Origin of the sequence: Rhizobium sp. FY34 (genome assembly GCF_005222845.1) — a bacterium.
GTDB lineage: Bacteria > Pseudomonadota > Alphaproteobacteria > Rhizobiales > Rhizobiaceae > Neorhizobium.
This window is the reverse complement of record NZ_STFZ01000021.1, coordinates 144037-167703: the sequence shown is the minus strand read 5'-3', so window position 1 is coordinate 167703 and position 23667 is coordinate 144037. Positions and strand designations below refer to the sequence as shown.

Annotated in this window: 17 protein-coding genes and 2 pseudogenes; 9 read left to right on the top strand and 10 right to left on the bottom strand. The window is 59.8% G+C overall.

The genetic code is table 11. The features are described from left to right. A complete protein-coding gene (gene ilvD / locus E8M77_RS17625; protein WP_137131932.1) occupies nucleotides 1–1836 on the top strand; it encodes a dihydroxy-acid dehydratase in 1836 nt (611 codons plus the stop codon). Nucleotides 1837–1849: 13 nt separating this feature from the next. On the opposite strand, the gene E8M77_RS17620 is transcribed toward ilvD, so the two are convergent. Further along, the gene (locus E8M77_RS17620) at nucleotides 1850–3007 is read right to left on the bottom strand and encodes an endonuclease/exonuclease/phosphatase family protein (protein ID WP_137131931.1); all 1158 of its coding nucleotides are present in this window, start codon (nucleotides 3005–3007) and stop codon (nucleotides 1850–1852) included. Between the two features lie 241 nt (nucleotides 3008–3248). Here E8M77_RS17620 and E8M77_RS17615 point away from each other — a divergent pair, with 241 nt between their 5' ends. Both E8M77_RS17615 and E8M77_RS17610 read left to right on the top strand, forming a co-directional pair. Next, nucleotides 3249–4649 (top strand): DegQ family serine endoprotease, encoded by a 1401-nt coding sequence (locus E8M77_RS17615; RefSeq protein WP_137131930.1) that lies wholly within the window; start codon nucleotides 3249–3251, stop codon nucleotides 4647–4649. Then, nucleotides 4646–5959 (top strand): replication-associated recombination protein A, encoded by a 1314-nt coding sequence (locus E8M77_RS17610; protein ID WP_137131929.1) that lies wholly within the window; start codon nucleotides 4646–4648, stop codon nucleotides 5957–5959. Before E8M77_RS17615 ends, E8M77_RS17610 begins: the two co-directional genes overlap by 4 nt. Before the next feature lie 12 nt (nucleotides 5960–5971). Here E8M77_RS17610 and E8M77_RS17605 read toward each other — a convergent pair whose 3' ends face one another. Further along, nucleotides 5972–6292 (bottom strand): DUF1883 domain-containing protein, encoded by a 321-nt coding sequence (locus tag E8M77_RS17605; protein WP_137131928.1) that lies wholly within the window; start codon nucleotides 6290–6292, stop codon nucleotides 5972–5974. A 398-nt stretch (nucleotides 6293–6690) separates the two neighbouring features. Between E8M77_RS17605 and E8M77_RS17600 the strand changes: the two genes are divergently transcribed. From E8M77_RS17600 to ftsZ, 3 genes are all read left to right on the top strand, one after another. Next, nucleotides 6691–7125, top strand: coding sequence for a cytochrome c family protein (locus tag E8M77_RS17600; protein WP_246659311.1), 435 nt, complete (start codon nucleotides 6691–6693; stop codon nucleotides 7123–7125). 238 nt (nucleotides 7126–7363) lie between these two features. After that, a complete protein-coding gene (locus E8M77_RS17595) occupies nucleotides 7364–8008 on the top strand; it encodes an outer membrane beta-barrel protein (protein ID WP_137131927.1) in 645 nt (214 codons plus the stop codon). A 199-nt stretch (nucleotides 8009–8207) separates the two neighbouring features. Continuing rightward, the gene (gene ftsZ / locus E8M77_RS17590; RefSeq protein WP_137131926.1) at nucleotides 8208–9173 is read left to right on the top strand and encodes a cell division protein FtsZ; all 966 of its coding nucleotides are present in this window, start codon (nucleotides 8208–8210) and stop codon (nucleotides 9171–9173) included. A gap of 483 nt (nucleotides 9174–9656) precedes the next feature. On the opposite strand, the gene E8M77_RS17585 is transcribed toward ftsZ, so the two are convergent. The 5 genes and pseudogenes from E8M77_RS17585 to fepB all read right to left on the bottom strand — a co-directional run bounded on the left by E8M77_RS17585 (nucleotide 9657) and on the right by fepB (nucleotide 13756). Then, complete coding sequence (locus E8M77_RS17585) at nucleotides 9657–9914, bottom strand: GIY-YIG nuclease family protein (RefSeq protein WP_137131925.1); 258 nt, start codon at nucleotides 9912–9914, stop codon at nucleotides 9657–9659. Between the two features lie 367 nt (nucleotides 9915–10281). Then, nucleotides 10282–10383 (bottom strand): annotated as a pseudogene (locus E8M77_RS24280) (AlpA family phage regulatory protein); the annotation flags it as partial. A 219-nt stretch (nucleotides 10384–10602) separates the two neighbouring features. Continuing rightward, nucleotides 10603–11625, bottom strand: coding sequence for an iron chelate uptake ABC transporter family permease subunit (locus tag E8M77_RS17570; RefSeq protein ID WP_137131924.1), 1023 nt, complete (start codon nucleotides 11623–11625; stop codon nucleotides 10603–10605). Beyond that, on the bottom strand, nucleotides 11622–12677 hold the full coding sequence (locus E8M77_RS17565) for an iron chelate uptake ABC transporter family permease subunit (protein ID WP_137131923.1): 1056 nt from the start codon (nucleotides 12675–12677) through the stop codon (nucleotides 11622–11624). The genes E8M77_RS17570 and E8M77_RS17565 overlap by 4 nt, the downstream gene beginning before the upstream one ends. After that, on the bottom strand, nucleotides 12674–13756 hold the full coding sequence (fepB, locus tag E8M77_RS17560; RefSeq protein ID WP_246659310.1) for a Fe2+-enterobactin ABC transporter substrate-binding protein: 1083 nt from the start codon (nucleotides 13754–13756) through the stop codon (nucleotides 12674–12676). The genes E8M77_RS17565 and fepB overlap by 4 nt, the downstream gene beginning before the upstream one ends. A 12-nt stretch (nucleotides 13757–13768) precedes the next feature. On the opposite strand from fepB, the gene E8M77_RS17555 reads away from it, so the two are divergent. Further along, nucleotides 13769–14554: an ABC transporter ATP-binding protein gene (locus E8M77_RS17555; protein WP_137131922.1), complete on the top strand. Its 786-nt coding sequence runs from the start codon at nucleotides 13769–13771 to the stop codon at nucleotides 14552–14554. Here the strand turns inward: E8M77_RS17555 and E8M77_RS17550 are convergent. After that, nucleotides 14551–15360 (bottom strand): IclR family transcriptional regulator, encoded by an 810-nt coding sequence (locus tag E8M77_RS17550; RefSeq protein ID WP_137131997.1) that lies wholly within the window; start codon nucleotides 15358–15360, stop codon nucleotides 14551–14553. The genes E8M77_RS17555 and E8M77_RS17550 overlap by 4 nt on opposite strands. A gap of 258 nt (nucleotides 15361–15618) precedes the next feature. Here E8M77_RS17550 and E8M77_RS17545 point away from each other — a divergent pair, with 258 nt between their 5' ends. Beyond that, nucleotides 15619–17718 (top strand): TonB-dependent receptor, encoded by a 2100-nt coding sequence (locus E8M77_RS17545; protein ID WP_137131921.1) that lies wholly within the window; start codon nucleotides 15619–15621, stop codon nucleotides 17716–17718. 66 nt (nucleotides 17719–17784) lie between these two features. Then, a complete protein-coding gene (locus E8M77_RS17540) occupies nucleotides 17785–19092 on the top strand; it encodes an NtaA/DmoA family FMN-dependent monooxygenase (protein ID WP_137131996.1) in 1308 nt (435 codons plus the stop codon). A 126-nt stretch (nucleotides 19093–19218) separates the two neighbouring features. Here E8M77_RS17540 and E8M77_RS17535 read toward each other — a convergent pair. Together E8M77_RS17535 and E8M77_RS17530 are read right to left on the bottom strand one after the other, a co-directional pair. Further along, a pseudogene (locus tag E8M77_RS17535) lies at nucleotides 19219–19406 on the bottom strand (IS4 family transposase); the annotation flags it as partial. Nucleotides 19407–19479: 73 nt separating this feature from the next. After that, a complete protein-coding gene (locus E8M77_RS17530) occupies nucleotides 19480–23295 on the bottom strand; it encodes a vitamin B12-dependent ribonucleotide reductase (protein ID WP_137131920.1) in 3816 nt (1271 codons plus the stop codon). Nucleotides 23296–23667: the final 372 nt, after the last annotated feature.

The following is a 23667-nucleotide window of genomic DNA, read 5'->3' as shown; positions in this document are numbered from 1 at the left end:
ATGCCTGCCTACCGTTCCAGAACGACGACTCACGGCCGCAACATGGCTGGCGCGCGCGGTCTTTGGCGCGCAACGGGCATGAAGGACAGCGATTTCGGCAAGCCGATCATTGCCGTGGTCAATTCCTTCACGCAGTTCGTACCGGGCCATGTGCATTTGAAGGATCTTGGCCAGCTCGTCGCCCGCGAGATCGAGGCCGCCGGTGGCGTGGCCAAGGAGTTCAACACGATTGCCGTGGATGACGGTATCGCCATGGGCCATGATGGCATGCTCTATTCGCTGCCATCGCGCGAGATCATTTCCGACTCGGTCGAATATATGGTCAACGCCCATTGCGCCGATGCCATGGTGTGCATTTCCAACTGTGACAAGATCACGCCCGGCATGCTGAGCGCTGCCATGCGCCTCAACATCCCGGCCGTCTTCGTGTCCGGTGGCCCGATGGAGGCCGGCAAGGTTGTGATGCACGGCAAGACCGTCGCACTCGACCTCGTCGATGCCATGGTGGCGGCTGCCGATGACAAGATTTCCGACGAAGACGTCGCAACGATCGAGCGTTCGGCCTGTCCCACCTGCGGCTCATGCTCGGGCATGTTTACCGCCAATTCGATGAACTGCCTCACCGAGGCGCTCGGCCTGTCGCTGCCTGGCAATGGATCGACGCTCGCCACCCATTCGGACCGCAAGCGCCTGTTCGTCGAAGCCGGCCACCTGATCGTCGATCTGGCCCGTCGCTATTATGAGCAGGACGATGACGGCGTGCTGCCGCGTTCGATTGCCACGAAGGAAGCCTTCGAAAACGCCATGACGCTCGATATCGCCATGGGCGGATCGACCAATACCGTGCTGCATATTCTGGCGGCCGCCTATGAAGGCGGCGTCGATTTCACCATGGATGATATCGACCGGCTGTCGCGCCGTGTGCCCTGCCTGTCCAAGGTCGCGCCGGCCAAGCAGGACGTGCATATGGAAGATGTGCACCGCGCCGGCGGCATCATGCGCATTCTGGGCGAGTTGGAGCGTGGCGGCCTGCTTAATACCGCTTGCAAGACCGTGCATGCGGCAACGCTGGGTGATGCCATCAACCGCTGGGATATTACCCGCACCAATTCGGAAACCGTGCGCACTTTCTTCAAGGCAGCGCCGGGCGGTGTGCCGACGCAGGTTGCGTTCTCACAGTCGTCGCGCTGGGATGAACTGGATACCGATAGCGACAACGGCGTCATCCGCTCGGTGGCAAAACCCTTCTCCAAGGATGGTGGGCTTGCTGTACTCTATGGCAATATTGCGCTCGACGGCTGTATCGTGAAAACGGCCGGCGTGGATGAATCGATCCTGAAATTCTCCGGTCCGGCCCGCGTCTTTGAAAGCCAGGATGCGTCGGTGAAGGCCATCCTCAACAATGAAGTGGTGGCTGGCGATGTCGTCGTCATCCGCTATGAAGGCCCGAAGGGTGGCCCCGGCATGCAGGAAATGCTCTATCCGACGAGCTACCTGAAGTCCAAGGGCCTCGGCAAGGCCTGCGCGTTGATCACCGACGGGCGCTTCTCCGGCGGCACATCCGGTCTCTCGATCGGCCATGCCTCCCCGGAAGCCGCGAATGGCGGCGCAATCGGCTTGGTGCGCGAAGGCGACATGATCGACATCGACATTCCAAACCGAACGATCAACCTGCGGGTTGTCGAATCGGAACTGGCCGCCCGCCGCGCCGAACAGGACAGACTGGGCTGGAAGCCTTTGGCACCGCGCAAGCGCAATGTAACGACGGCGCTGAAGGCCTATGCAGCCTTTGCCTCGAGCGCCGACAAGGGTGCCGTGCGCATCCTGCCGGAATAGGCCTGACCAGATGCTATGCCTCGTGGTTCGATACCACGAGGCTGACCGGTGCGTGGTCGCTCGTCTTGGCCTTGTCACTCAGCACTGCGTTTATGCGGTCATGGACCTCGTGTTCGATAAAGCCTGACTGAGGCTTTATAATCAGGGGGCCAAGTCCACGCCGGCTGATTGCCTCGGTGAACGTGATGTGATCGAGGAGGATTGTCGGTTTGCGTGCGGGGTCAAGCTTGTCCTCAAAGCGTGCCGTCCACCGTAGATTTTGCGGGTAATCGAAGAGGGCATGGTTGAGAAATCTGCGGGCAAAAAAGATGTCGCCCTGCAATACGCCGATAAGGTCGTGAAGCAGATACTCGCGTTCCAGCAATTCTTTACCCGGACCATCGTTCAGATCTCCGATGACGAAGATGATCGGCAACTCCTCTTGGTCGAAGCGCTTGTCAATGTAATAGCGAACATCGCTAGCCTCTGTCGTCAGTTTGGCGCGGGCCACATGAGCATTGGCCATGAACCATGAGACGTCGGCTCTTTCGAAGTATGCCTTGTCTGCTTCGTCCGCCTGTCGTTGCGGCACATCGATGCCGATATGTTTGCTCTTGAAGTGGCAGCCAATGATTTCGATACGGCGTCCCTCATAGCTCATGACCAGGATCTGTGGATGGCGGTAATGCTCGTGTTCTTGGCGGATGTTTGCACCGGAAGACATGTTTTTCTTGTCAAGCGACGGCGCAGAGAAGGTCCATCTTCCATTGCGGTGACTGCCGAGTGAGGCCTGCTCCGTATAGGACTTCCATATGGCAAGATCGAGCAAATGGGCCCCGGTTCTGTCCGCAAGCGCTGGCTTCACCAAAAACCACATCCACTGTTCACCCAGCGTGCCGTACGCCTTGTCGTCTTTGCCCGCATGGGTGATAAGCTTGTATTCGGGAAGATAGCTTTGGGCAAACTGTGCCATCGCCTCTGCACCGCGAATCGCTTCTATGAAAAACAGGATGTCAGGATCCATCTCGAGGACTTCCTGGCGCAGAGCTTTCAATTTGGCCTCTGCATCCGCCATGGATGGACGACGCCCGGTGAAACTCTTGGACTTTTCCTCAAATAGTCCGCTGACGACACCATACGCGTCGATCAGCCATTCGACATTCCATGAGGTCAACTTGAACGCTTTTGTCATGCTCGCCTCCGCTACAGTGTTGATAGCGAGAGATGCTACAACATATGCACTAAAGGCGTGTATTAAATCTGGGTGACAGGCATAGGATTGCGGCGTCGGTCCATGTTTGCAACGCTTGGCACCAGGGCCATTGCACTCTATCTGGGTAAGATCGGCGCCGATCTGTCCCTATTTTCGGCCACCTTTTCTTTCTAGCCTCAGACGCTACAAGACTATCGTCCCCTTTGAAGTGAGGAATCACATGTTGAGCATGCCGAAACGCGTCGCGACCGCAATCGTGGCGCTGGTGCTGTGTCTTCCATCCGCCGTCTTTGCGCAGGATAAATCCGTGCCGCAGAACCGCACGGAGATGCAGCTGTCCTTTGCGCCACTGGTGAAGCAGACGTCCGGGGCCGTCGTCAATGTCTATGCCGAGCGCGTCGTACAGCGCCTGAACCCGTTTGCCGGCGACCCCTTCTTCGAACAGTTTTTTGGCCAGCGCATGCCGAACCGTTCGGAAAAGCAGTCGTCGCTCGGCTCTGGCGTACTGGTCTCACAGAATGGCATCGTGGTGACGAACAACCACGTCATCCAGGGCGCCGACGATATCAAGATCGCGCTGCCCGATGGCCGTGAATTTCCCTGCGAAGTGCTGCTGACGGATGAGAACATCGATCTGGCCGTTCTGAAGGTGAAGGGTCAGCATGATTTTCCTGTGCTCCCCATCGGCAATTCGGATGCCGTCGAAGTGGGTGATCTGGTGCTGGCCATCGGCAATCCCTTTGGCGTCGGCCAGACCGTGACGAGCGGCATTGTCTCGGCACTCGCCCGCAACCAGGTAACGAGCGGCGATGTAGGCTTCTTCATCCAGACGGATGCCGCCATCAATCCCGGCAATTCCGGTGGTGCGCTGATGAATATGAAGGGCGAACTGATCGGCATCAATACCGCGATCTTTTCGCGCGGTGGTGGATCGAACGGTATCGGCTTTGCCATCCCGGCCAATCTCGTCAAGGTTTTCGTGGCGGCTGCCGAAGAGGGCAAGAAGACCTTTGAGAAGCCCTATGTGGGAGCGACCTTCCAGCCCGTGAATTCCGAGGTTGCCGAGGCGCTTGGCCTCAAATCGGCACGCGGTGCGCTTATCGTCGGCGTCGTCGAAGGCGGTCCCGCCGATAAGGCCGGCCTGAAATCCGGCGAAGTCATCAGCGCCGTCAATGGCATCGCCGTCGAACATCCTGATGCGCTCTGGTACCGGTTGACGACGGCGGGCCTTGGCCAGTCGGTCCGCCTGACCGTGCTGCAGAACGGCACAGAGCGCAATGTGACGATGTCGCTGGGCGTGGCACCGGAAACCGTGCCGCGCGATGAACGGCTGATCGAGGGCCGCAACCCGTTCGCCGGCCTCCGTGTCGCCAATCTTTCGCCAAAGCTTGCCACCGAACTGCGCTTGCCGACGGACAAGACCGGCATTGTGGTCACGGAAGTGGTGCGCGGCTCGCCTGCTGCCCGCCTCGGTTTCCAGCCGGGCGATATCATGATTGCCGTCAATGGCGACCCGGTGCCCACGACCAAGGCGATGGAAGTGCTTGTCGAGGATAATCCCGGTTTCTGGCGGGTCGAGATCGAGCGCGACGGGCAGCGCATCCGCCAGTTCTTCCGATGAGCGATGACCTGTTTAAGCCGAAACTCCCCGATGCGGTCGCCTCCCGGCGGCCGCTTGCGGATCGCCTGCGGCCAACAGTTCTGTCCGAGGTGACGGGCCAGCCGCATCTGACGGGCGAGGATGGCGCGCTACGGCGGATGATCGCCTCTGGCTCACTCGGCTCAATGATCTTCTGGGGGCCGCCCGGCACCGGCAAGACGACGGTGGCGCGGCTTTTGTCGGGCGAGGCAGGTCTGGCCTTTGAACAGATTTCGGCGATCTTTTCCGGCGTGGCTGACTTGAAGAAAGTCTTCGAGAGTGCCCGCATTCGCCGCATGGACGGGCGCCAGACACTGCTCTTCGTCGACGAGATCCACCGCTTCAACCGCGCCCAGCAGGATAGTTTCCTGCCGGTGATGGAGGATGGTACGGTCATCCTTGTTGGCGCAACGACGGAAAACCCGAGTTTCGAGCTGAACGCCGCTCTTCTGTCACGCGCCCGCGTGCTGACCTTCCGAGCCCATGATGAAGAGAGCCTGGCCGAGCTTTTGGCCCGCGCCGAACAGGCCGAGGAAAAGCTGCTGCCGCTGACCGATGATGCGCGCGCCACGCTGATCCGCATGGCAGATGGTGATGGCCGGGCTGTTTTGACCCTTGCAGAAGAGGTGTGGCGGGCGGCCCGCACCGATGAAGTCTTTGATCCGGATGGTCTGGTGACGATCGTCCAGCGACGTGCGCCGGTCTATGACAAGGCGCAGGACGGGCATTACAATCTCATCTCGGCCCTGCACAAATCCGTGCGCGGCTCGGACCCGGATGCAGCGCTCTATTATCTGTCGCGCATGTTTGATGCCGGCGAGGATCCGCTCTATATCGGAAGGCGTCTTGTGCGCATGGCGGTGGAGGATATCGGCCTTGCCGATCCGCAGGCGCTGGTCATCTGCAATGCCGCCAAGGATGCCTATGACTATCTCGGCTCGCCGGAGGGCGAACTGGCGCTGGCGCAGGCCTGCGTCTACCTGGCGACGGCACCGAAATCCAATGCCGTTTACGTGGCTTTCAAGGCGGCGATGCGGGCGGCCAAGGAGCATGGATCGCTTTTGCCGCCCAAGCGCATCCTGAATGCGCCGACCAAACTGATGAAGGGGGAGGGCTATGGCGATGGCTATCGCTATGACCATGATGAGCCCGACGCCTTTTCCGGTCAGGATTACTTTCCAGACAAGCTTGGCCGGCAGACTTTCTACGATCCGCCGGAACGCGGTTTCGAGCGCGATATCCGCAAGCGGCTCGACTGGTGGGCCAAGCTGCGGCGCGAACGCGGCGGCTAAGGGCTTTAGGCTTCAGGAGGCCTTCTGCTGACGGGGCGCACTGCTGCTTCCCGGTGCTGCCAGCATCTTGACATTCGATTCCGCCAATCCGTGATGGCCTTCGGCATCGACCAGCAGGTGCCAATGGCCACCCTCCGGGATGACCATGCGCACGGGGGACTTTTTCGCCACGCCGCCGGTATATTTGAAGTCGAGCTTTTCGGTAAAGCGCTGGAAATTTGCAGCCGTCATCAGGCGGACATTGTTGACCGCCGACAGCGTGACTTCGATTGTCGTGCCGCCTCGCTGTTCCTTGAGGTCGTAATGCGTGAAGCGGAAGCTTGGAGCCGCCATGTTCTTCTCCCTGTTATGTGAGTGGCAGCGAAAATGCTAACGGCTGGAAGTTAAGGATCAGTGGAACCAAAGCTGCAAAGCTTCGTTGTCTGGGTGATCCACTGCCTAAAATTTTTACTTTTCGAAAACAGACGACCGAAAGTCAGCGCAGCCCTCCACGTTGCTTCGAAGGACAAAGAATTGACTATCAGTCATGTCAGGCCCTTTCCCGTTCCCCTGCGGGCGAGGGCCTTTTGCTTTTGTGCCCCGTCCTGACATTCCCACTATGCGAACAAGGACTTCCACAGGTTTGCGGAATCAGCGTCTCAAGCGCTTGATTCACAATCTCAGCGGCCGATACGGGTGCTGCTGACGGCACGGGCAAAGATCCAGGCTCCCGCTTGACCGTAGAGAGTGTCATGATGATCAGAGGTTCGACTATGCTGAGCTCCATGTCTGTCAAACGGCGATCCGCCAAGTCGGGCCTGATCGTGGCTCTGGCATGCCTGTTCCTGCCCTTGGCACCGGTCACGTCCTACGCCGCAGATGCCGAGGCTGGTCGGAAATCCTTCCAGAAATGCGCCTCCTGCCATGTTGTGGGTAGCGAGGCGAACGGTTTTGGTCCGCATCTGAAGGGCGTGTTTGGCCGGCGTGCCGCCAGTGTCGCGGGCTATAATTATTCCGCTGCCCTTCGCGATGCCGGATCAGTCGGGCTCGTCTGGGATGAGGCCTCGCTGTCGGCCTTTCTTTCAAGCCCGAAGGCTGCGGTACCCGGCAACAAGATGAGTTTCTTCGGCTTCTGGTTTCAGTCCGATATTGACGACATGATTGCCTATCTCAAGGCCAATCCCTGACGATTTTGAGGCCTTTTTACGGCTCACGGGCTCGTGACGGGGGATTGTCGCAGAACTTGGCTGCCCGGCCGGTCTGGTTAAGGATGTGTTTATAGATTCGTGAAAATGATGAGGCTTCGGTACGGGATCGACAGTGCCGCGAAGGGGCAGGGTGGGCTGCGCTGAAAGATCCCGAGGCTCAAGGCCAGATGTATCGCCTGCGCATCCGCCGCACGCAGGCTGTGTATGGAGTTTAACAATGACCACGAAATCCCTCGCCTTGGCAGTGATTGCCACGCTTTCGGCCGCACCTTTCGCCTCGACGCTCGCATCGGCTGCCGACCTCACCAATTATTCCGAACCACCGGCCTATAGTGAACCGGCTGCCGCGTCCGGCGGCACCTGGGATGGCGCCTATGTCGGCGGCCATCTGGGCACCGCATCGCGCCACCTCAACCCGTTTGATGGCGGCAAGGGTGTCGCTGCCGGCGTGCAGGGCGGTTACAATGCCGATGTTGGCGGCATGGTCGTCGGCGGCGAAGGCGAACTGTCCTATCTCGGCGACGCCAATGTGCGCGTCGATGGCGGTAACCTGAAGGAACGTCATCGTCTGGGCCTGAAGGCCAAGGCCGGCGTGCCGCTTGACCAGACGCTGCTCTACGGCACGGCCGGTCTGGCCATGACCAATTTTCGCGATGCCGATGGCGTATCGGGTCCGGATGGCTGGAAGGCCGGCTATATCGTCGGCGCCGGCATCGAGCAGAAACTGAATGCCAAGATTTCCGCCAAGGTGGAATATAACTATACCGGCACGCCGAATGTCCGCAGCTTTGCCAATGGCGTCGGCTCGGAAAAGGACGTGCATGACCACACGATCAAGGCCGGCCTGAACTACAAGTTCTGATCGAACCGCTTGACCCAAATGCATGGCTTCCCCGGCAACCGGGGAAGCCATTTTCGTTTTGCCTGAATATGGCAAGCAGGCATGTTGCACCAGGGGCCGTCTTGCCCCGGCCATGCCTTGTTGCCTGTGCTACTGTGCGCATCGATTCGCTGCCCGCCAACAGGTGAGGCAGCCTGCCCGGCATCAAAGGAGAGTAAAAATGACCGACGCCAAGAGCGGCATTTCTGGTTTACGGCCGCATATCACCGTTATCGGTGTCGGCGGCGGCGGTGGCAACGCCATCAACAACATGATTGCCGAAGAATTGCAGGGCGTGGAATTCATCGCCGCCAATACGGATGCGCAGGTGCTGGCCACGTCCAAGGCGACGCGCCGCATCCAACTGGGGGCGCATGTGACCGAGGGTCTCGGCGCTGGCTCGCTGCCGGAAGTCGGTCGCGCTGCGGCCGAAGAATCGATCGATGAGATCATGAACCATCTCGCCGGCTCGCATATGTGCTTCGTCACCGCCGGCATGGGCGGCGGCACGGGCACGGGGGCCGCCCCGGTAATTGCAGCCGCAGCCCGCGCTGCCGGCATCTTGACCGTCGGCGTCGTCACCAAGCCTTTTTCGTTTGAGGGCAATCGCCGCCTGAAGACGGCCGAGGCCGGCATCGAGGCGCTGCGTCTGGCGGCCGACACCGTGATTGTCATTCCCAACCAGAACCTGTTTCGCATTGCCGATGCCAAGACCACCTTTGCCGATGCCTTCATGACCGCCGATCGGGTGCTGTTTGCCGGCGTTGGCTGCATCACCGATCTGATCGTCAAGGAAGGCCTGATCAACCTCGATTTCGCCGATGTGAAATCCGTCATGCGCGGCATGGGCCGGGCAATGATGGGCACCGGCGAGGCCGAAGGCGAGGGCCGGGCGATGCGGGCGGCGGAAGCGGCCATCGCCAACCCGTTGCTTGATGATATTTCCGTGCATGGCGCGCGCGGCGTGCTGATCTCCATTTCCGGCGGATCGGACATGACGCTGTTTGAAGTGGATGAGGCAGCAAGCCGCATCCGCGACGAAGTGCAGGACGAGGCCGATATCGTCGTCGGCGCGATCTTCGACCGCAATCTCGATGGTCGGTTCCGCGTATCGGTTGTGGCGACGGGACTGGAAGGCCGCGGCTGAGTTTTTTGGCGGGGGCAGGTGCGGATATGGCATCTTGCCCTGCCTTGCGGCATTGATGCCTGCCCCTCACCCTAACCCTCTCTCCGTTTTGACGGGGCGAGGGGACGTGCCCCGCGCTTTTATCGTGCTCCAGGTGCCGTCTTTAAGCCGGTAGAAACGCAGGCCCGTTCATTTTCTGAAATGTCTTCATCCCTACCTTGGCCAGGCGACGTTTGCGGCGCGGTAAGCCGCATCGGCTACGCTCGTCCCCTCTCCCTGCTTGCGGGAAGAGGGTCAGGGTGAGGGGCAATGGTGCAGCAGTGGAGGCGAACTGGCTCATACGCCGGCGATCACGCCACGCCCTCTTTGGAGTACCTCCGCCGTGCCATCCGGATTGGTGGCGATGACCTTCAGATAGGCGCGTGCCGTCTGGTCGCGCACGCAGTGCCCCTGTTCCCAATCGCGCAGCTCTATCCTTCACCAGAGCTCCGGATAGAGGTCGCCCTAGTCTGGATTGAGACCTTCGATGATTTCGATCTTCCACTTTCGATACCAGCGCTTGAGGGACTTTTGGCGCTGGATCGCCGTTCCTATGTTATCGTGCTCCTCATGGCAAACCATACGATTGCATCCATATTTGCTCGCAAAACCGGGTGTGATGCCCTCGCGATGCTCCCAAATGCGCCGTTCAATATTGGACGTGACGCCGATATACAGCGTGCCGCGTTTTTGATTGGTGATGATGTAAACACATCCTGCCATGCGTGCAGAATGCTTGGCGATGGATCCTCGGGTAAAGCCCGGGCATTTACCGAGACTGACAAACGGGATTGGGCCGCGTCTGACCTGGGTTTGTAACCAGGTTTTCCGCTGCGATCGATCCAGTCGAGGATGGTGCCAAGCTCGCCTTCCAGTGTGATGCTGTAGCTGCCGCGCTTCTGGCCGGGAGTGACCACCACGCGATCGATGATCTCGCGAATGGTGTCTGCGGCTTCTAGCGCGTTACCAGGTTGGGAAAGCGTTGCGGTCAAACGCTCGATTCTGCGCCTATAGGTCTCCGCGATGCCTGGATGAAGGTCGGGAACGTCCTGCGGGATATCGGCGAGACTCGCCGTGTGGCTGTCCTGTCGGGAAATGTGCCTTCGGCGATCTTGCGATAGAGTGTGGCGCGGTACAGACACGTGCGGGAGCGGCCGGTGCTCAGCCGGACGATAACGTCTGATGCAGGCATGGCGGTGCTAACTCCTGCTGCTCGTTCCTGACTGCTGTCAAAGGGCATCACACCCGCTCAGAAGCTGAAAATGGCCGCGCGATTTCTATAGATGAACCCGGTTAAAGCGGGGAGGACTACCCTGTCTCCTTGTGCCTACGATAACATACTAGGCTGTTTTCTTCGACACGTTGCCGCTCACTGCCTTAGAGTTCCGGTGCGCCGTGCATTCCTCCGCGCTCATCGCTTGGTCAGCATCCAGAGGAGATAGATGCCCCCGAGCAGGCCCGTCGTCAGGCCGATCGGCATGTTGAGATCGAACGGCATGTGCTGGGTCACGCAGTCTGCAGCCAACAGCAGAGCCATTCCGGTCAACGCAGCAATGACAATCGGCACGGTCGGCGTGCCCGTCAGCCTGCGTGCGAGCTGTGGAGCGGCGAGTGCGACGAACGCGATCGGTCCGGCTGCAGCTGTTGCAATTGCCGACAAAGCGACCGCGACGAGCACCGTGACAAGGCGCAGGCGTTCGAGGGAAATACCCAGCTGTCGTGCTGTATCGTCACCCATTTCCAGTAGGTCCAACTGCGGGGCATGCCAGGCGGCAACCGGCAGCAAGACGACAAAGCCGATCAGGGCCGGTAGGACATGGGACCAACTGCGGCCGGTGAGCGAACCGGCAAGCCAGAGTTGCGCAGAGGCGGCCTGGTCGAGGTTCCCCATCACCAGCAGAACCGTGTTCACGCCCGACAGAACCGCACCCAGGCCGAGACCGGCGAGAATGAGGCGATAACTGCCCGTGGTTCCGGCTTTCCGCGCCAGCACGAAGACAAGGCCTGCCGTCACCATCCCGGAGGCTATGGCCGCGAGCGATGTCTGGAAAGGTCCCGAGTTGAACAGGATGATCTGAACGATTGCCCCCGTGGCCGCTCCTGTGGTGAAGCCGATGATGTCGGGGGAGCCGAGCGGATTGCGGGAGAGCGACTGGAAGATGGCGCCACTCACCCCAAGTGATCCACCGACCAGCACGGCTGTCAGCAGGCGCGGTAGGCGGATACGGATAATGATGCGGTCCGTTGTCGGATGGGACCCAGGTGAAATCAGGCTTTCCCATATCTCGCTGATGGACAGCGCCATGGTTCCTGTCCGCATGAGCAGCGCTGCGAGAAAAATGGTCGAGATCATGACGAGAAGCCCGACCCACAAGCTGCGCCGGTGAAGACGAAAGACTGCATTGCCCAGAGGTCGGATGACGACGTGGCTCATGGTTTGCCACCCCCCGTGCGCCGTACGATGACCAGGAAAAATGGTCCGCCGATCAGTGCGGTGACGATGCCTGCCGCGACTTCTGCCGGGGCTGCGATCACCCGGCCGATGATGTCCGCCACCAGCAGCAGCAGGGCTGCCATCACGGTTGACAAACTGAGGATCCAGCGCTGGTCGGGGCCGGCGATCGCACGGGCGAGATGCGGGGCCATCAGGCCGACAAATCCAATCGGCCCGGCTGCAGCTGTCGCAGAGCCGGCAAGCAACATGACCGCTAGGCAAGCGAGCAGCAGAGTGCGGCGCAGGTCAACGCCGAGTGCACGGCCAAGATCGTCGCCGAGGGCGACGGCATTCAGATGGCCGGCAATCATGATGCAGATCAGCAAACCGCAGCCAACGGAAAGGGCAAGGGTCGCCGCGACCTCGAAATCGCGACCATCGACTGAGCCGGCCGCCCAGTTGCGAAAGGTCTCCAGCGCGGATGTCGGCGTATTGAGCAGCGCAATGCCGGTGAGAGATGCAAGGATGATTGAAAGGGCGGCACCCGCGAGCACCAGTCGCAGCGGATCGGGACCGCGCCCACCGTTCGCGGAGAGGACGAAGACCGCTCCTCCCGCAAGGCCGGCACCGGCGAAGGCAAGCCAGACATAGTGGTGAATATTGTTGATGTCTCCAATGGCTACGCCAAGAATGACCGCCGCTGCCGCGCCGGCATTGACGCCGAGCAGGCCCGGCTCGGCGAGCGGATTTCGCGTGAGTGCCTGCATCACGGCGCCGGATGCGCCCAGGGCGGCACCGGCGAGAATCCCGATGATCAGACGAGGGATCCGAAGGCTCCAGATCACCAGATGCGCATCGTTGTGGGGGTCGAACGAAAAAAGTGCTGCGCCGATCACAGACGGTGCCAGCGACCGGGACCCGACGAGGATGGAGAGAAGTGCCACAACGCCCAGAAGCGCGATGCAGGCAGCAAGCCACAGAGGTTTCTGGTGTCGGCCCCCATGCTGCTGCTTCCTCACGGTTGATGGAATGAGACCTTGAACGCGCTTCATTGCGTGCCGAGACTATGTGCCACCACATCGGCCATTTCCAGGCCGGAATAATAGTCGATGCGGAAGGATGTGGGGCCGAGCGGATAGACTTGCTTCTTCTGCACTGCTGTCAGATTGGCGAGTAGCGGATCGGCCAGAAAATCCGCGACGTCGTGCTCCGTCGCGCGCAAAAGGAAGACGTGTGTGCCGGTGATCGCGGCAGGCAGGTTCTCGCGTGAGATAAAGTCGGCATTGGAGCTGCGGCTGACCTGTGATTTCAGTGTTGCCGGCAATTCGCTGACGGTGAGGCCAAGGGCAGCCAGCAACTGCCCCTGTGGGCTGTGTAGCTTACCGATCGAGAAACTGCCGCTGATGTCGTAGCCGACGATCGAGACCGGCTCCTTCGGCGGTTGGATGGCTTGAGCCACCTTACGTATTCGGGCGTCGAAGCGGTTGATGGATTCGGTGGCCTCTCGTTCCAGGCCGGTGGCAGCGCCGAGTTGCGTGGCCAGTTCCTGCCAGCTTTGGTTGGAGTAGTTGACCACCAGGGTGGGTATGCCCTGTGCCTGCAGTTCCGGCAGATATTGGACAATGCTATCGGCGCCGGTGGCGGAGCCGATCACCAGATCGGGCTCCCAGCCGATGATGGCTTCAATATCGAAAGACAGGTTCGGATAGAGAACTTCCACTGCGCGCTGATCGGCAACATCTGCCCATTGGATGAAAAAGCCCTTGTCGTCGGTCAGCGGACTGGGTGTAGTGGCGGCCGTCGCAAGAAGAGGGGCCTGCATCGCCAGCAAAATGCCGGTAACGCTTGGCGTTGTGGAGAGAATGCGTTTCGGCTTGGCAGGAAGGGTCAACTCGCCTGCCGCATGCTGGATCGTGCGGGGCCAGGCACTTTCCTGTGCGAGGACCGGGTCAGCACCGAAAATCACGGAAACCGCGCCAACCGCAGCCAGCAGCAGATGTAAAAGATAGGTTCGCATTGTCATGCCGTCATTGTGGCCCTCGACGGGCGAGAGTAAACTTGATAAATTTAGTCTAGTCCATATTGCAGGATGCGTTCCGCAATGCAATACGCCAGAAAGCAGATTGGCCATCGGGAGCCCTCTTTGATCCATCGCCTTGCCGCTCAAGACCTGACACTTCGCTACGAGAACCGCACGGTGTCCGAAGGTCTTTCCGTTGTCATTCCCAATGGCGGCTTCACGGTCATTATCGGGCCGAATGCCAGCGGAAAGTCGACTTTGTTAAAAGCCCTGTCGCGACTTATCGCGCCGACTGCGGGCCGCGTTCTGCTCGATGGCAAGAGCATCCATGGGCTGCCGTCACAATCTGTCGCGCGCCAGCTCGGGCTGTTGCCACAGTCGGCGACGGCCCCACCCGGGATCACCGTCTTTGACCTGGTGGTGCGGGGGCGGTTTCCGCACCAAAGCTTCTTTCGACAGTGGAGCAATGCGGATCACGAGGCCGTGGAGCGCGCCATGGTCGCGACGCGGATCTCAGCGCTGGCCAATCGGCTGGTGGACGAACTTTCGGGCGGGCAGCGCCAGCGTGTGTGGATTGCTATGCTGCTCGCGCAGGATACACCGCTGCTGCTGCTCGACGAGCCGACAACCTATCTGGATATCACTCACCAGATCGAATTGCTCGATCTCCTGTCGGATCTGAACAGCCAGGGTCGTATGATCGTTGCGGTCCTGCACGATCTCAATCAGGCCTGCCGCTATGCCTCGCATCTGATCGCCATGAAGGACGGGGCGATCCTGGCGCAAGGCGCTCCCGCCGATATTGTGACCGAGGCGCTTCTGCTCGATGTCTTTGGTCTTCGTGCGAAGATCATTCCCGATCCTGTGGCCGGGACGCCGCTCGTCGTTCCCCTGCGGCAGGCTGTCTAGGACGCGGAGCCCTGCACCCGTCTGGCAAAGGCGACGCCGCCGGTGGCTTCATTGATGCGACAGGCTTCCCGCAGCAGCGCTTCGCGATCCTCTGGCGCGCGCAATTGGCCCAGATCCGTGACCGTGGTGGCCACGCAGACGATTTCCTCCTGCGCGTCGAAGATCGGAACGGCCTGTCCCGTGACATTCGACAGAAGATGGCTCGTCATTTCCGCCCAACCGGTTTCCCGGACGCGGTCCAGGGTCGCTTTGTCCGGGGCGGAGCCGCGGAAATGGGTGGGTTGCTGCTTGCGGGCGGCATCGATTCTGATCTTGGGGAGATGCGCCTGGAAAACCAGGCCGCAGGCGGTGTTGTCGATCGGCAGAATGTCGCCCAAGGCCAAAGGGTTGACCGAGAAAAAAGCACTCCTGTACCAGCGGACAAGTGTCGGTCCTCGATCGGTCCAGATGGCGACGCCGCCACTCATGGCATGGTCATGGGTCAGTGATTTCATGTGGCGGGCCGCGATCTCTACAGCGTCGATGCGCCTCAGCGCGCCGATGCCGATGTGAAGGGCGGTTGGGCCAAGATCATAGAGGCCGGTGCCGGGATCCTGTTGGGCAAGACCCTCCTTTACCAGGCTTTGCAGATAGCGGTGGGCGGTCGAGCGGCCGGTTTCGGCGCGTCGGGCCAGTTCGCCGAGTGCGAGTTCCTGTTCGGCATCGGCTAAAATGCTGAGAAAACGGGTCGCGATCGAGACTGACTGAATCGTGCCCGAGCGCTTTTCGGCATGGGCATCTGTCTCGTGTTCTTCTGAATTGTCGATGGGCAAAGCTCCTCATCCTCTCATCTTCAGCGGCACCGCCGGTTCCCGTGTCACTGTCATGGCGCGCTGAGTTCACTCAGTCAACAGCCAGGATTTTGCCCGATGGAGCTTTCCTGTTCGGCATGTGTTGCGGTCCAGCAACAGTTTGCAGACTGATACAATTCCTTTAAATGTGGAATGCATTCCTTATTGCGGAACAATCTCCTGTGCGCTTAGAAGAACATGACGATTTTAGTCATGTATTAGGAGAGAGTAGTAATGGGGTCCATGTCCACGCGCCGTCTGCGTTACGGCGTCAGTTTCCTGGCTTTGTCCACCGCGCTCGTCGCTGGCGTTGCAAGGGCGGAAGATACGAAGGAAAACGAGGAAGGCACGGTTCTTGCGCCAATCCTCATCACCGGCGAGAAGGTGTCGCGAGACATCCGCAAGACCGCATCCTCCGTCTCGGCCAAGTCCGCCAAGCAGATCGAGCAGGAAGAGAAAGAAGGAAAGACCTCGGTCTCCGAGGCTATCTCTGATGTGCCGAATGTCGTCTACCCTGATAGTGTCAGTGCGCCGATCATTCGCGGTCTGGATACGCAGGGACCGAATACAGGCTCAACGGCATTCTTCGCGGGAACCGTGCCGCGCGCCTCCATCAATGTCGATGGCCACTACCTTACCTATAATGAGTTCTACTTCGGTGCCTCCTCGATCTGGGACCTTGAGAGCCTCGAAGTATTCCGTGGACCGCAGACGACGTCGCAGGGTGCCAACGCGATTGCCGGTGCGCTCATTGTAAAGACGAAGGATCCGACCTTCGACCCGGAGGTGTCCTACCAGGGGGAAATCGGCAGTTACAAAACACGCCGCGCCTCGGTCGCCGTCTCAGGTCCGATCATCGAGGATGAGCTGGCGGGGCGTATTGCGCTTGACTATTCCGGCCGGGACACCTTCATCGACTACATCAATTCCGGCTTTTACGAGAATGGTACGGACCAGAATTTCAAATCCTTCACCGGTCGCGCTAAGCTGCTCTGGGAACCATCAGAGCTTTCCGGCTTTTCGGCCAAGCTTACCTATTCGTATAGCGATACGAATCGGCCGAGCCAGGAGGCGGCGTCTGCCCCCTATGAGGACCTGAACCACATCACCACGACCATGCCGAGCTGGGCGCAGAAGACCAATACCGGCGTGCTCGACCTGAGCTATGATTTCGCCAACGGGGTTGTCGTATCCAACCAGACCCAGCTAACCGACACCGAAGCCGTTCGAACGGTCGGTCAGGTGAATAATGGCGATGCCGACGTGGACCAGACCAATGTTTCGAACGAAACCCGGGTTACCTTCGGAGATCAGGAGGATGTTCTGAGCGGTGTCGCCGGCCTCTACTACGGCCATACAAAAACAGACGAAATCCTTTATCTAACCGGTACATATGGCACGACTTCTACCTTCGACGATACAAAGGACAATGTCGGTCTCTTCACGGAGGCGAGTTACCGGCTGACCGATCAATGGACGTTCACGGGTGGTCTGCGTTACCAGGTTGATCGCATCCAGCGCGATGGCGTTTCAGTCTATTCCGCCAACAGCGTTGCTTTCGACGAAACCTTCTCCGCGCTGCTTCCCAAAGCCTCGTTGGCTTATGAATTCAATCCGGAATGGACCGTCGGCGCCATGGTAAGCCGCGGTTATAATCCGGGCGGCGTCTCGCTCAACCTCACCTCGCGCAAGTGGATGGAGTTCGAAGAGGAGTCGATCTGGAATTACGAAATCTTCACGCGCACGAGCCTGCTTGACGATCGGCTCACGGTGAATGCCAACGTGTTCTACATGGACATGAAGAATGCCCAGTTCAACATTCCGGTGGAAGTCTCGAACAACGTCTTCCAGTCTTACACCATCAATGCCGAGAAGGCGCATGCCTACGGGATGGAAGTGGAAGCGAATTACCAGCTGCTCGACAATCTGGTGGTCAAGGCGGGCGGCGGTCTGCTGAAAACGGAGATCGACGAGATCAAGAGCAATGTCGCTTATGAAGGCAACGAGTTCGCGAAATCTCCCGGCTATACCCTGACGCTGGGCGTCAGCTGGGACGTCACCGAGGCGCTCAACCTGTCCAGCCAGGTCCGCCACATCGACGGATACTACTCCAATACGGCCAACGACGCCATGTATGCGGTCGATCCCTATACGGTCGTGGATGTCAACGCGAACTATAAGGTCCACGAGGGGCTGGATGTCTATGGTTACGTCAAGAACGTCTTTGACGAGCGGTCACCGACCTACATGCAGCAGAACCGCGGTATCGGTGGTACCGAGGCCAGCATGACTGCGCCGCGCATGTTCGGCGTCGGTGTTCGCGGAACCTTCTGATTGCCATGCCTGGAAAGGGCCGGCTTCCCAGCTGGCCCCAAACTTCAAGAAATGAAAGGGCATGCGATGCGTAGGTCGAAGAGATTGAATGTAGGAATGTCGCTGGCCCCGACATGGCTCAGTGGCAATGGCTGGCGGCGCCCCGATAGCGGGACGCACAACATGCTCGGTGCGGAGTTCTTCATCGATATCGCCCACAGGGCGGAGGCCGCCAAGCTCGACTTCGTGTTCCGTCCGGATGCGATGTTCGTGAATATGGCGCTGCTCGGCAAGGGTGGTGGTTTCGCCAGCCTGGATCCGACTGTGCTGCTTGCGGCGCTGGCACGCGAAACGCAGAAGATCGGCCTCTTATCCACCGTCTCCACCATGTTCATGCCGCCCTATATTTTGGCGCGGCAGATGATGTCTTTGCACTGGCTGAGCCAGGGGCGTGCAGGGTGGAACATCGTCACTGCCCTGGATGGCAATCAAAATTTCGGACTCGATGCCATGCCGTCTTCGCAAGACCGCTACGACCGGGCCCATGAATATGTCGAAGTCGTGCGGCTCCTGTGGGAGAGTTATCCCGAAAAGGCCATGGTCCGGGATCGTGAGACGGGGATGATGGCGGATCCGAGCCTGATCCGACCGATCGACTACGATGGCAGGCATTTCAAGGTGAAGGGGCCGCTGAACATTCCTGCCTTTAGCCGTGCGCCTGTTCCGCTGGTGCAGGCCGGCGCCTCGGAGGCCGGGCGCCAGTTCGCGTCTCGCTTCGCCGATGCGATCTTCGCATCGACGCCGGACATGCAGGCGGCCATCCAGTTTCGGCGAGACCTGCGTGCGCGGGCCACGGCTCAGGGGCGCAACGCTGACGACATCCGCCTGTTGCCGGGCTTGAGCCTCTTTCTTGGAGCCAGCAGGGCCGAAGCGATGGACCTGTTCGAGGCGACGCATGCGGGAGCCGATCGCGGGCGGAAACTTGCCCATGTGTTCAACCTGATCGGGCTTGATCTGTCCGATTGGCCGGATGACCGGCAAGTGACGGTCGCCGATCTGCCGCATCCCTTCGCCACGCGCGGAAGTCAGACGCATGCCGAATTGCTGCGGCGTCTGATTGCGCGCGAGGACCTGACGGTCTCCCAGTTGCTGGAAAGGCCCGAAGTCAACGGATCAGGGCATTGGCGAATCATCGGCACGGTGGAGGATGCGCTCTCGGAAATCAGCCAGTGGGTTGACGAGTGCGCCATCGACGGCTTTGTTCTGACACCCGGCGGATCGACCGGCTGCATGCATCTTGCCCTTGAGCAGTTGATGCCGGCACTGTCAGATGCAGATCTCCTGCGGCGTGATTACTCTGGCGACACTTTCGCGCACCATCTGCAAAACCCATAATCGCACAGAACAGAAAAACTTGCGGCTAAGAGGACGCAGCAAAAATACGTTTTTTATTTCAATGTGTTATAGTTCCGCTGGGTGCGGCAAGATTCGATGGATCTCACGATCGCCTGGACCGAAATCACTATAGATGGGCTGCTCGGCGTCCGCATCATAGACAATGTGGACCTTGGCACCACAGGCATGGTCGGAGAACCTCGCCCACTGCGATCCAGCGCCACTGAGCCTGACCCCTGTTGCATCGATCAGATAGGTCGCCTCACCAACTGCCCGCCGCAAGCCCCGCCATGGCCGCTTCGTGTGACACTCTTGTGGTGCTGAAACAGCAAAAGAAAGGCCCGAGGTTTCCCTCGGGCCGCACTATCATTCAAACCTCAAGCGTCCTCAGCTGCACCCGCTCGTGGCGCCACACGTATCGCATTTCTCGCATGTGCCATTGCGCACCATCGTGAAGTTCTGGCATTCGGAGCACATGTTGCCGGTATAGCCCTGCGCGATGGAGCGCATGCGCCGCTGGGTCTCCATCTTCTTGGCTTCGGACTTTGCAGCCGCCGCATCGGCCTCCGCCTTGTCGGAGAAGAGCGCGGTGGCGACCTGCTGGCTTTCACCGACCACCATTTCCTCGGCAATCTCTTCCGCCAATTCCTTTGCCCGCTCTTCGTAATCGCGCTTGAAGGACACGACTTCCGAAGTGGAGATGGCAAGCGTGGTTTCCAGCTTGCGGGCGGCAGAGCCGGCAAATGCCGTCACATTGCCGCTGACGGACGCCTTGGCCGGGCTGCCACCTGCAGAACCCTTCGGCTCGTTAGCGGCGAGACGATCGGCGCCGCCGGAGACGAGTGTCGGCTTGTAGCCACGGGTCCAGCCGGTGGAGAGCAGGTTGGTCTTGCCCTCCTGGATGCCCTTGCCGAGCGCCGTCTGCGAGAAGTCGGAGGTATCGACATGGGCCAGATCGTGACGGCCGAGATAGGAGACGGCGAGTTCGCGGAACACGTAGTCGAGGATCGACGTGGCGTTCTTGATCGCGTCATTGCCCGTGACGATACCGGCCGGCTCGAACTTCGTGAAGGTGAAGGCCTCGACGAATTCTTCCAGCGGCACGCCATATTGCAGGCCAAGCGAGATGGAGATGGCGAAATTGTTCATCATCGCCCGGAAGGCGGCGCCTTCCTTGTGCATGTCGATGAAGATCTCGCCGATGCGGCCATCGCCGAATTCGCCGGTGCGCAGATACACTTTGTGGCCACCGACATTGGCCTTCTGGGTATAGCCCTGACGACGGTTCGGCAGCTTTTCCCGCTCGCGCGTCACACGTTCGATGACGCGTTCGACGATCTTTTCGGTGATCGTCACCGCCTGCGCTGCCTGCGGCTGCTGGATCAGGTCTTCCAGCGCATCCTCGTCGTCCTCATCCTCGATCAGCGAGGCATTGAGCGGCTGGGAGAGCTTGGAGCCATCGCGGTAAAGGGCGTTTGCCTTCAGCGCCAGCTTCCAGGAGAGCATATAAGCAGAACCGCAATCCTCGACGGTTGCCTCGTTCGGCATGTTGATCGTCTTGGAAATCGCGCCCGAGATGAAGGGCTGGGCGGCTGCCATCATCAGGATGTGGCTATCGACCGAGAGATAACGCTTGCCGATCTTGCCGCAGGGATTGGCGCAATCAAAGACCGGCAGATGCTCGGCCTTCAGGAAGGGCGCGCCTTCCAGCGTCATCGCACCGCAGACATGGATATTGGCGGCCTCGATGTCCTTCTTCGAGAAACCGATATGCTCAAGCAGGTTGAAGCTCATATCGGCAAGCTGCGCATCCGATACCTTCAGCGTGTCCTTCAGGAAGTCGGCGCCAAGCGTCCACTGATTAAAGACGAACTTGATGTCGAAGGCGGCCTTGGTGGCGCCGTTGATTGCCTCGATCTTCTCGTCGGTAAAGCCCTTGGCGCGCAGGCTACCGGGATTGATGCCGGGTGCCTGGTTGATATTGCCGTGACCGACGGCATAGGCCTCGATTTCGGCAAGCTGGCTTTCGGAATAGCCTAGCGTGCGCAGGGCTTCCGGCACGGCACCATTGATGATCTTGAAATAGCCACCGCCGGCAAGCTTCTTGAACTTTACCAGCGCAAAGTCAGGCTCGATGCCGGTCGTGTCGCAATCCATCACGAGGCCGATCGTGCCGGTCGGCGCAATCACGGTCGTCTGGGCATTGCGGTAGCCGTGCTCTTCGCCAAGCGAGATGGCCTTGTCCCAGGCAGCCTTGGCATGCGCCACCAGATCCTGGTCCGGATTGTCGCCATGGATGAGCGGCACGGGATTGACCGACAGGCCCTCATAGCCGGTGGCTTCGCCGTAAGCTGCGCGGCGATGGTTGCGCATGACGCGCAGCATGTTGTCGCGGTTCGGGGCAAAGCCGGGGAAGGGGCCGAGTTCCGATGCAATTTCCGCCGACGTGGCATAGGCAACGCCGGTCATGATCGCCGTCAGCGAGCCGGCAATGGCGCGGCCTTCGGATGAATCGTAAGGAATGCCGCTCGACATCAGCAGGCCGCCGATATTGGCATAGCCAAGGCCGAGCGTGCGGTACTGGTAGGAACGTTCGGCGATTTCGCGCGAAGGGAACTGCGCCATCATCACCGAGATTTCGAGAACCACGGTCCACAGGCGAACGGCATGCTCGTAATCGGCAATATGGATGCGCTTGGTGCCGGCATCCTTGAACTGAAGCAGGTTCAGCGAGGCCAGGTTGCAGGCCGTGTCATCGAGGAACATATATTCCGAGCACGGGTTCGAGGCGCGGATCGGGCCGGCGGCCGGGCAGGTGTGCCAGTCGTTCATCGTCGTGTTGAAGTGCAGGCCCGGATCGGCAGAGGCCCAGGCGGCGTAGGAAATCTTTTCCCACAGATCGCGTGCCTTCAGTGTCTTCATCACCTTGCCGTCCTTGCGGGCCGTCAGGTTCCAGTCGCCGTCGTTTTCGACCGAGCGCAGGAAATCATCCTTCAGCGAGACGGAATTGTTGGAGTTCTGGCCGGAGACCGTGAGATAGGCTTCCGAATCCCAGTCCGTGTCATAGGTCTTGAAGTCGAGATCCTTGTAGCCCTGCTTGGCGAACTGGATGACGCGCTTCACATAGTTTTCCGGAACCTGGTCCTTCTTGGCGGCCTTGATTTCACGCTTCAGGGCCGGGTTCTGGTTCGGGTCATAGCAGGCTTCATTGTCGCCCTCGCAATTGACGCAGGCCTTCATGATCGCCTTCAGGTGCTTGGCAACCACTTTCGAGCCGGTGACGAGTGCGGCAACCTTCTGCTCTTCCTTCACCTTCCAGTCGATATAGGCTTCGATATCCGGATGGTCGATGTCGACGACGACCATCTTGGCCGCACGGCGCGTCGTGCCGCCAGACTTGATGGCGCCGGCTGCCCGGTCACCGATCTTCAGGAAGGACATGAGGCCGCTTGAGCGTCCGCCGCCCGACAGCTTTTCGCCTTCGCCGCGCAGATAGGAGAAGTTGGAACCGGTGCCGGAGCCATATTTGAACAGGCGCGCTTCACGCACCCACAGATCCATGATGCCGCCTTCGTTGACGAGATCGTCCTCGACCGACTGGATGAAGCAGGCATGCGGCTGCGGATGCTCGTAGGAGGATTTCGACTTTGTCAGTTTGCCCGTGAAGGGATCGACATAGAAATGGCCCTGGCCGGGACCGTCAATGCCATAGGCCCAGTGCAGGCCGGTGTTGAACCATTGCGGGGAATTCGGCGCCACGCGCTGGGTGGCAAGCATATAGGCAAGCTCGTCCTTGAAGGCGGCCGCATCTTCTTCCGAGGTGAAATATTTGCCCTTCCAGCCCCAATAGGTCCAGGTGCCGGCCAGACGATCGAAAACCTGACGCGCATCGGTTTCCGAGCCGTAGCGCTCGCCTTCCGGCAGATCCTTCAGCGCCTTTTCGTCGGCGACCGAGCGCCAGAGAAAGGAGGGAACGTCGTTCTCTTCAACCTTCTTCAGGAACTTCGGCACGCCGGCCTTGCGGAAATATTTCTGCGCCAGAACATCGGTCGCAACCTGCGAGAACTGCACCGGCACGTCGATATCCGCGAGGCGGAAGACGATCGAACCGTCAGGATTGCGGATCTCGCTGACACCCTTGCGGAAGGCGATGTCGGCATAGGCTCCCTGGCCCGGTTTGGTGAAGCGACGTTCAATGCGCATCTGTCTGGTCCTCGCTGTCGCGCCCTGAAAAAGGCGCAGAGATCTCTATCGGCGAAGATTGCTTGTGCAACCCGCACCGTGCCGGGAATTCGAATGGCTCATCATTCGTGGATGGGCGACCTGTATATGGTGCGTATTTTTCCTGCAAACACTAAATATAGTATCAACAGGCTTTTTATGCCAGCCATATTATGCCGAGGGAGGCGTGTAAAACGGCACAAGGCACCGCATGCGGCGCGCCATCATGGCGGGCCGGTTTCAGACGCGGTTACAGGATTCGTTTTCCAAAGAACCGGCCTCGTGAAAACCGGTTCAGTTGCCGCCGCAACATGAAACCAATCTCGGGCTCTCATCGAGATTCGTCAAGGCATA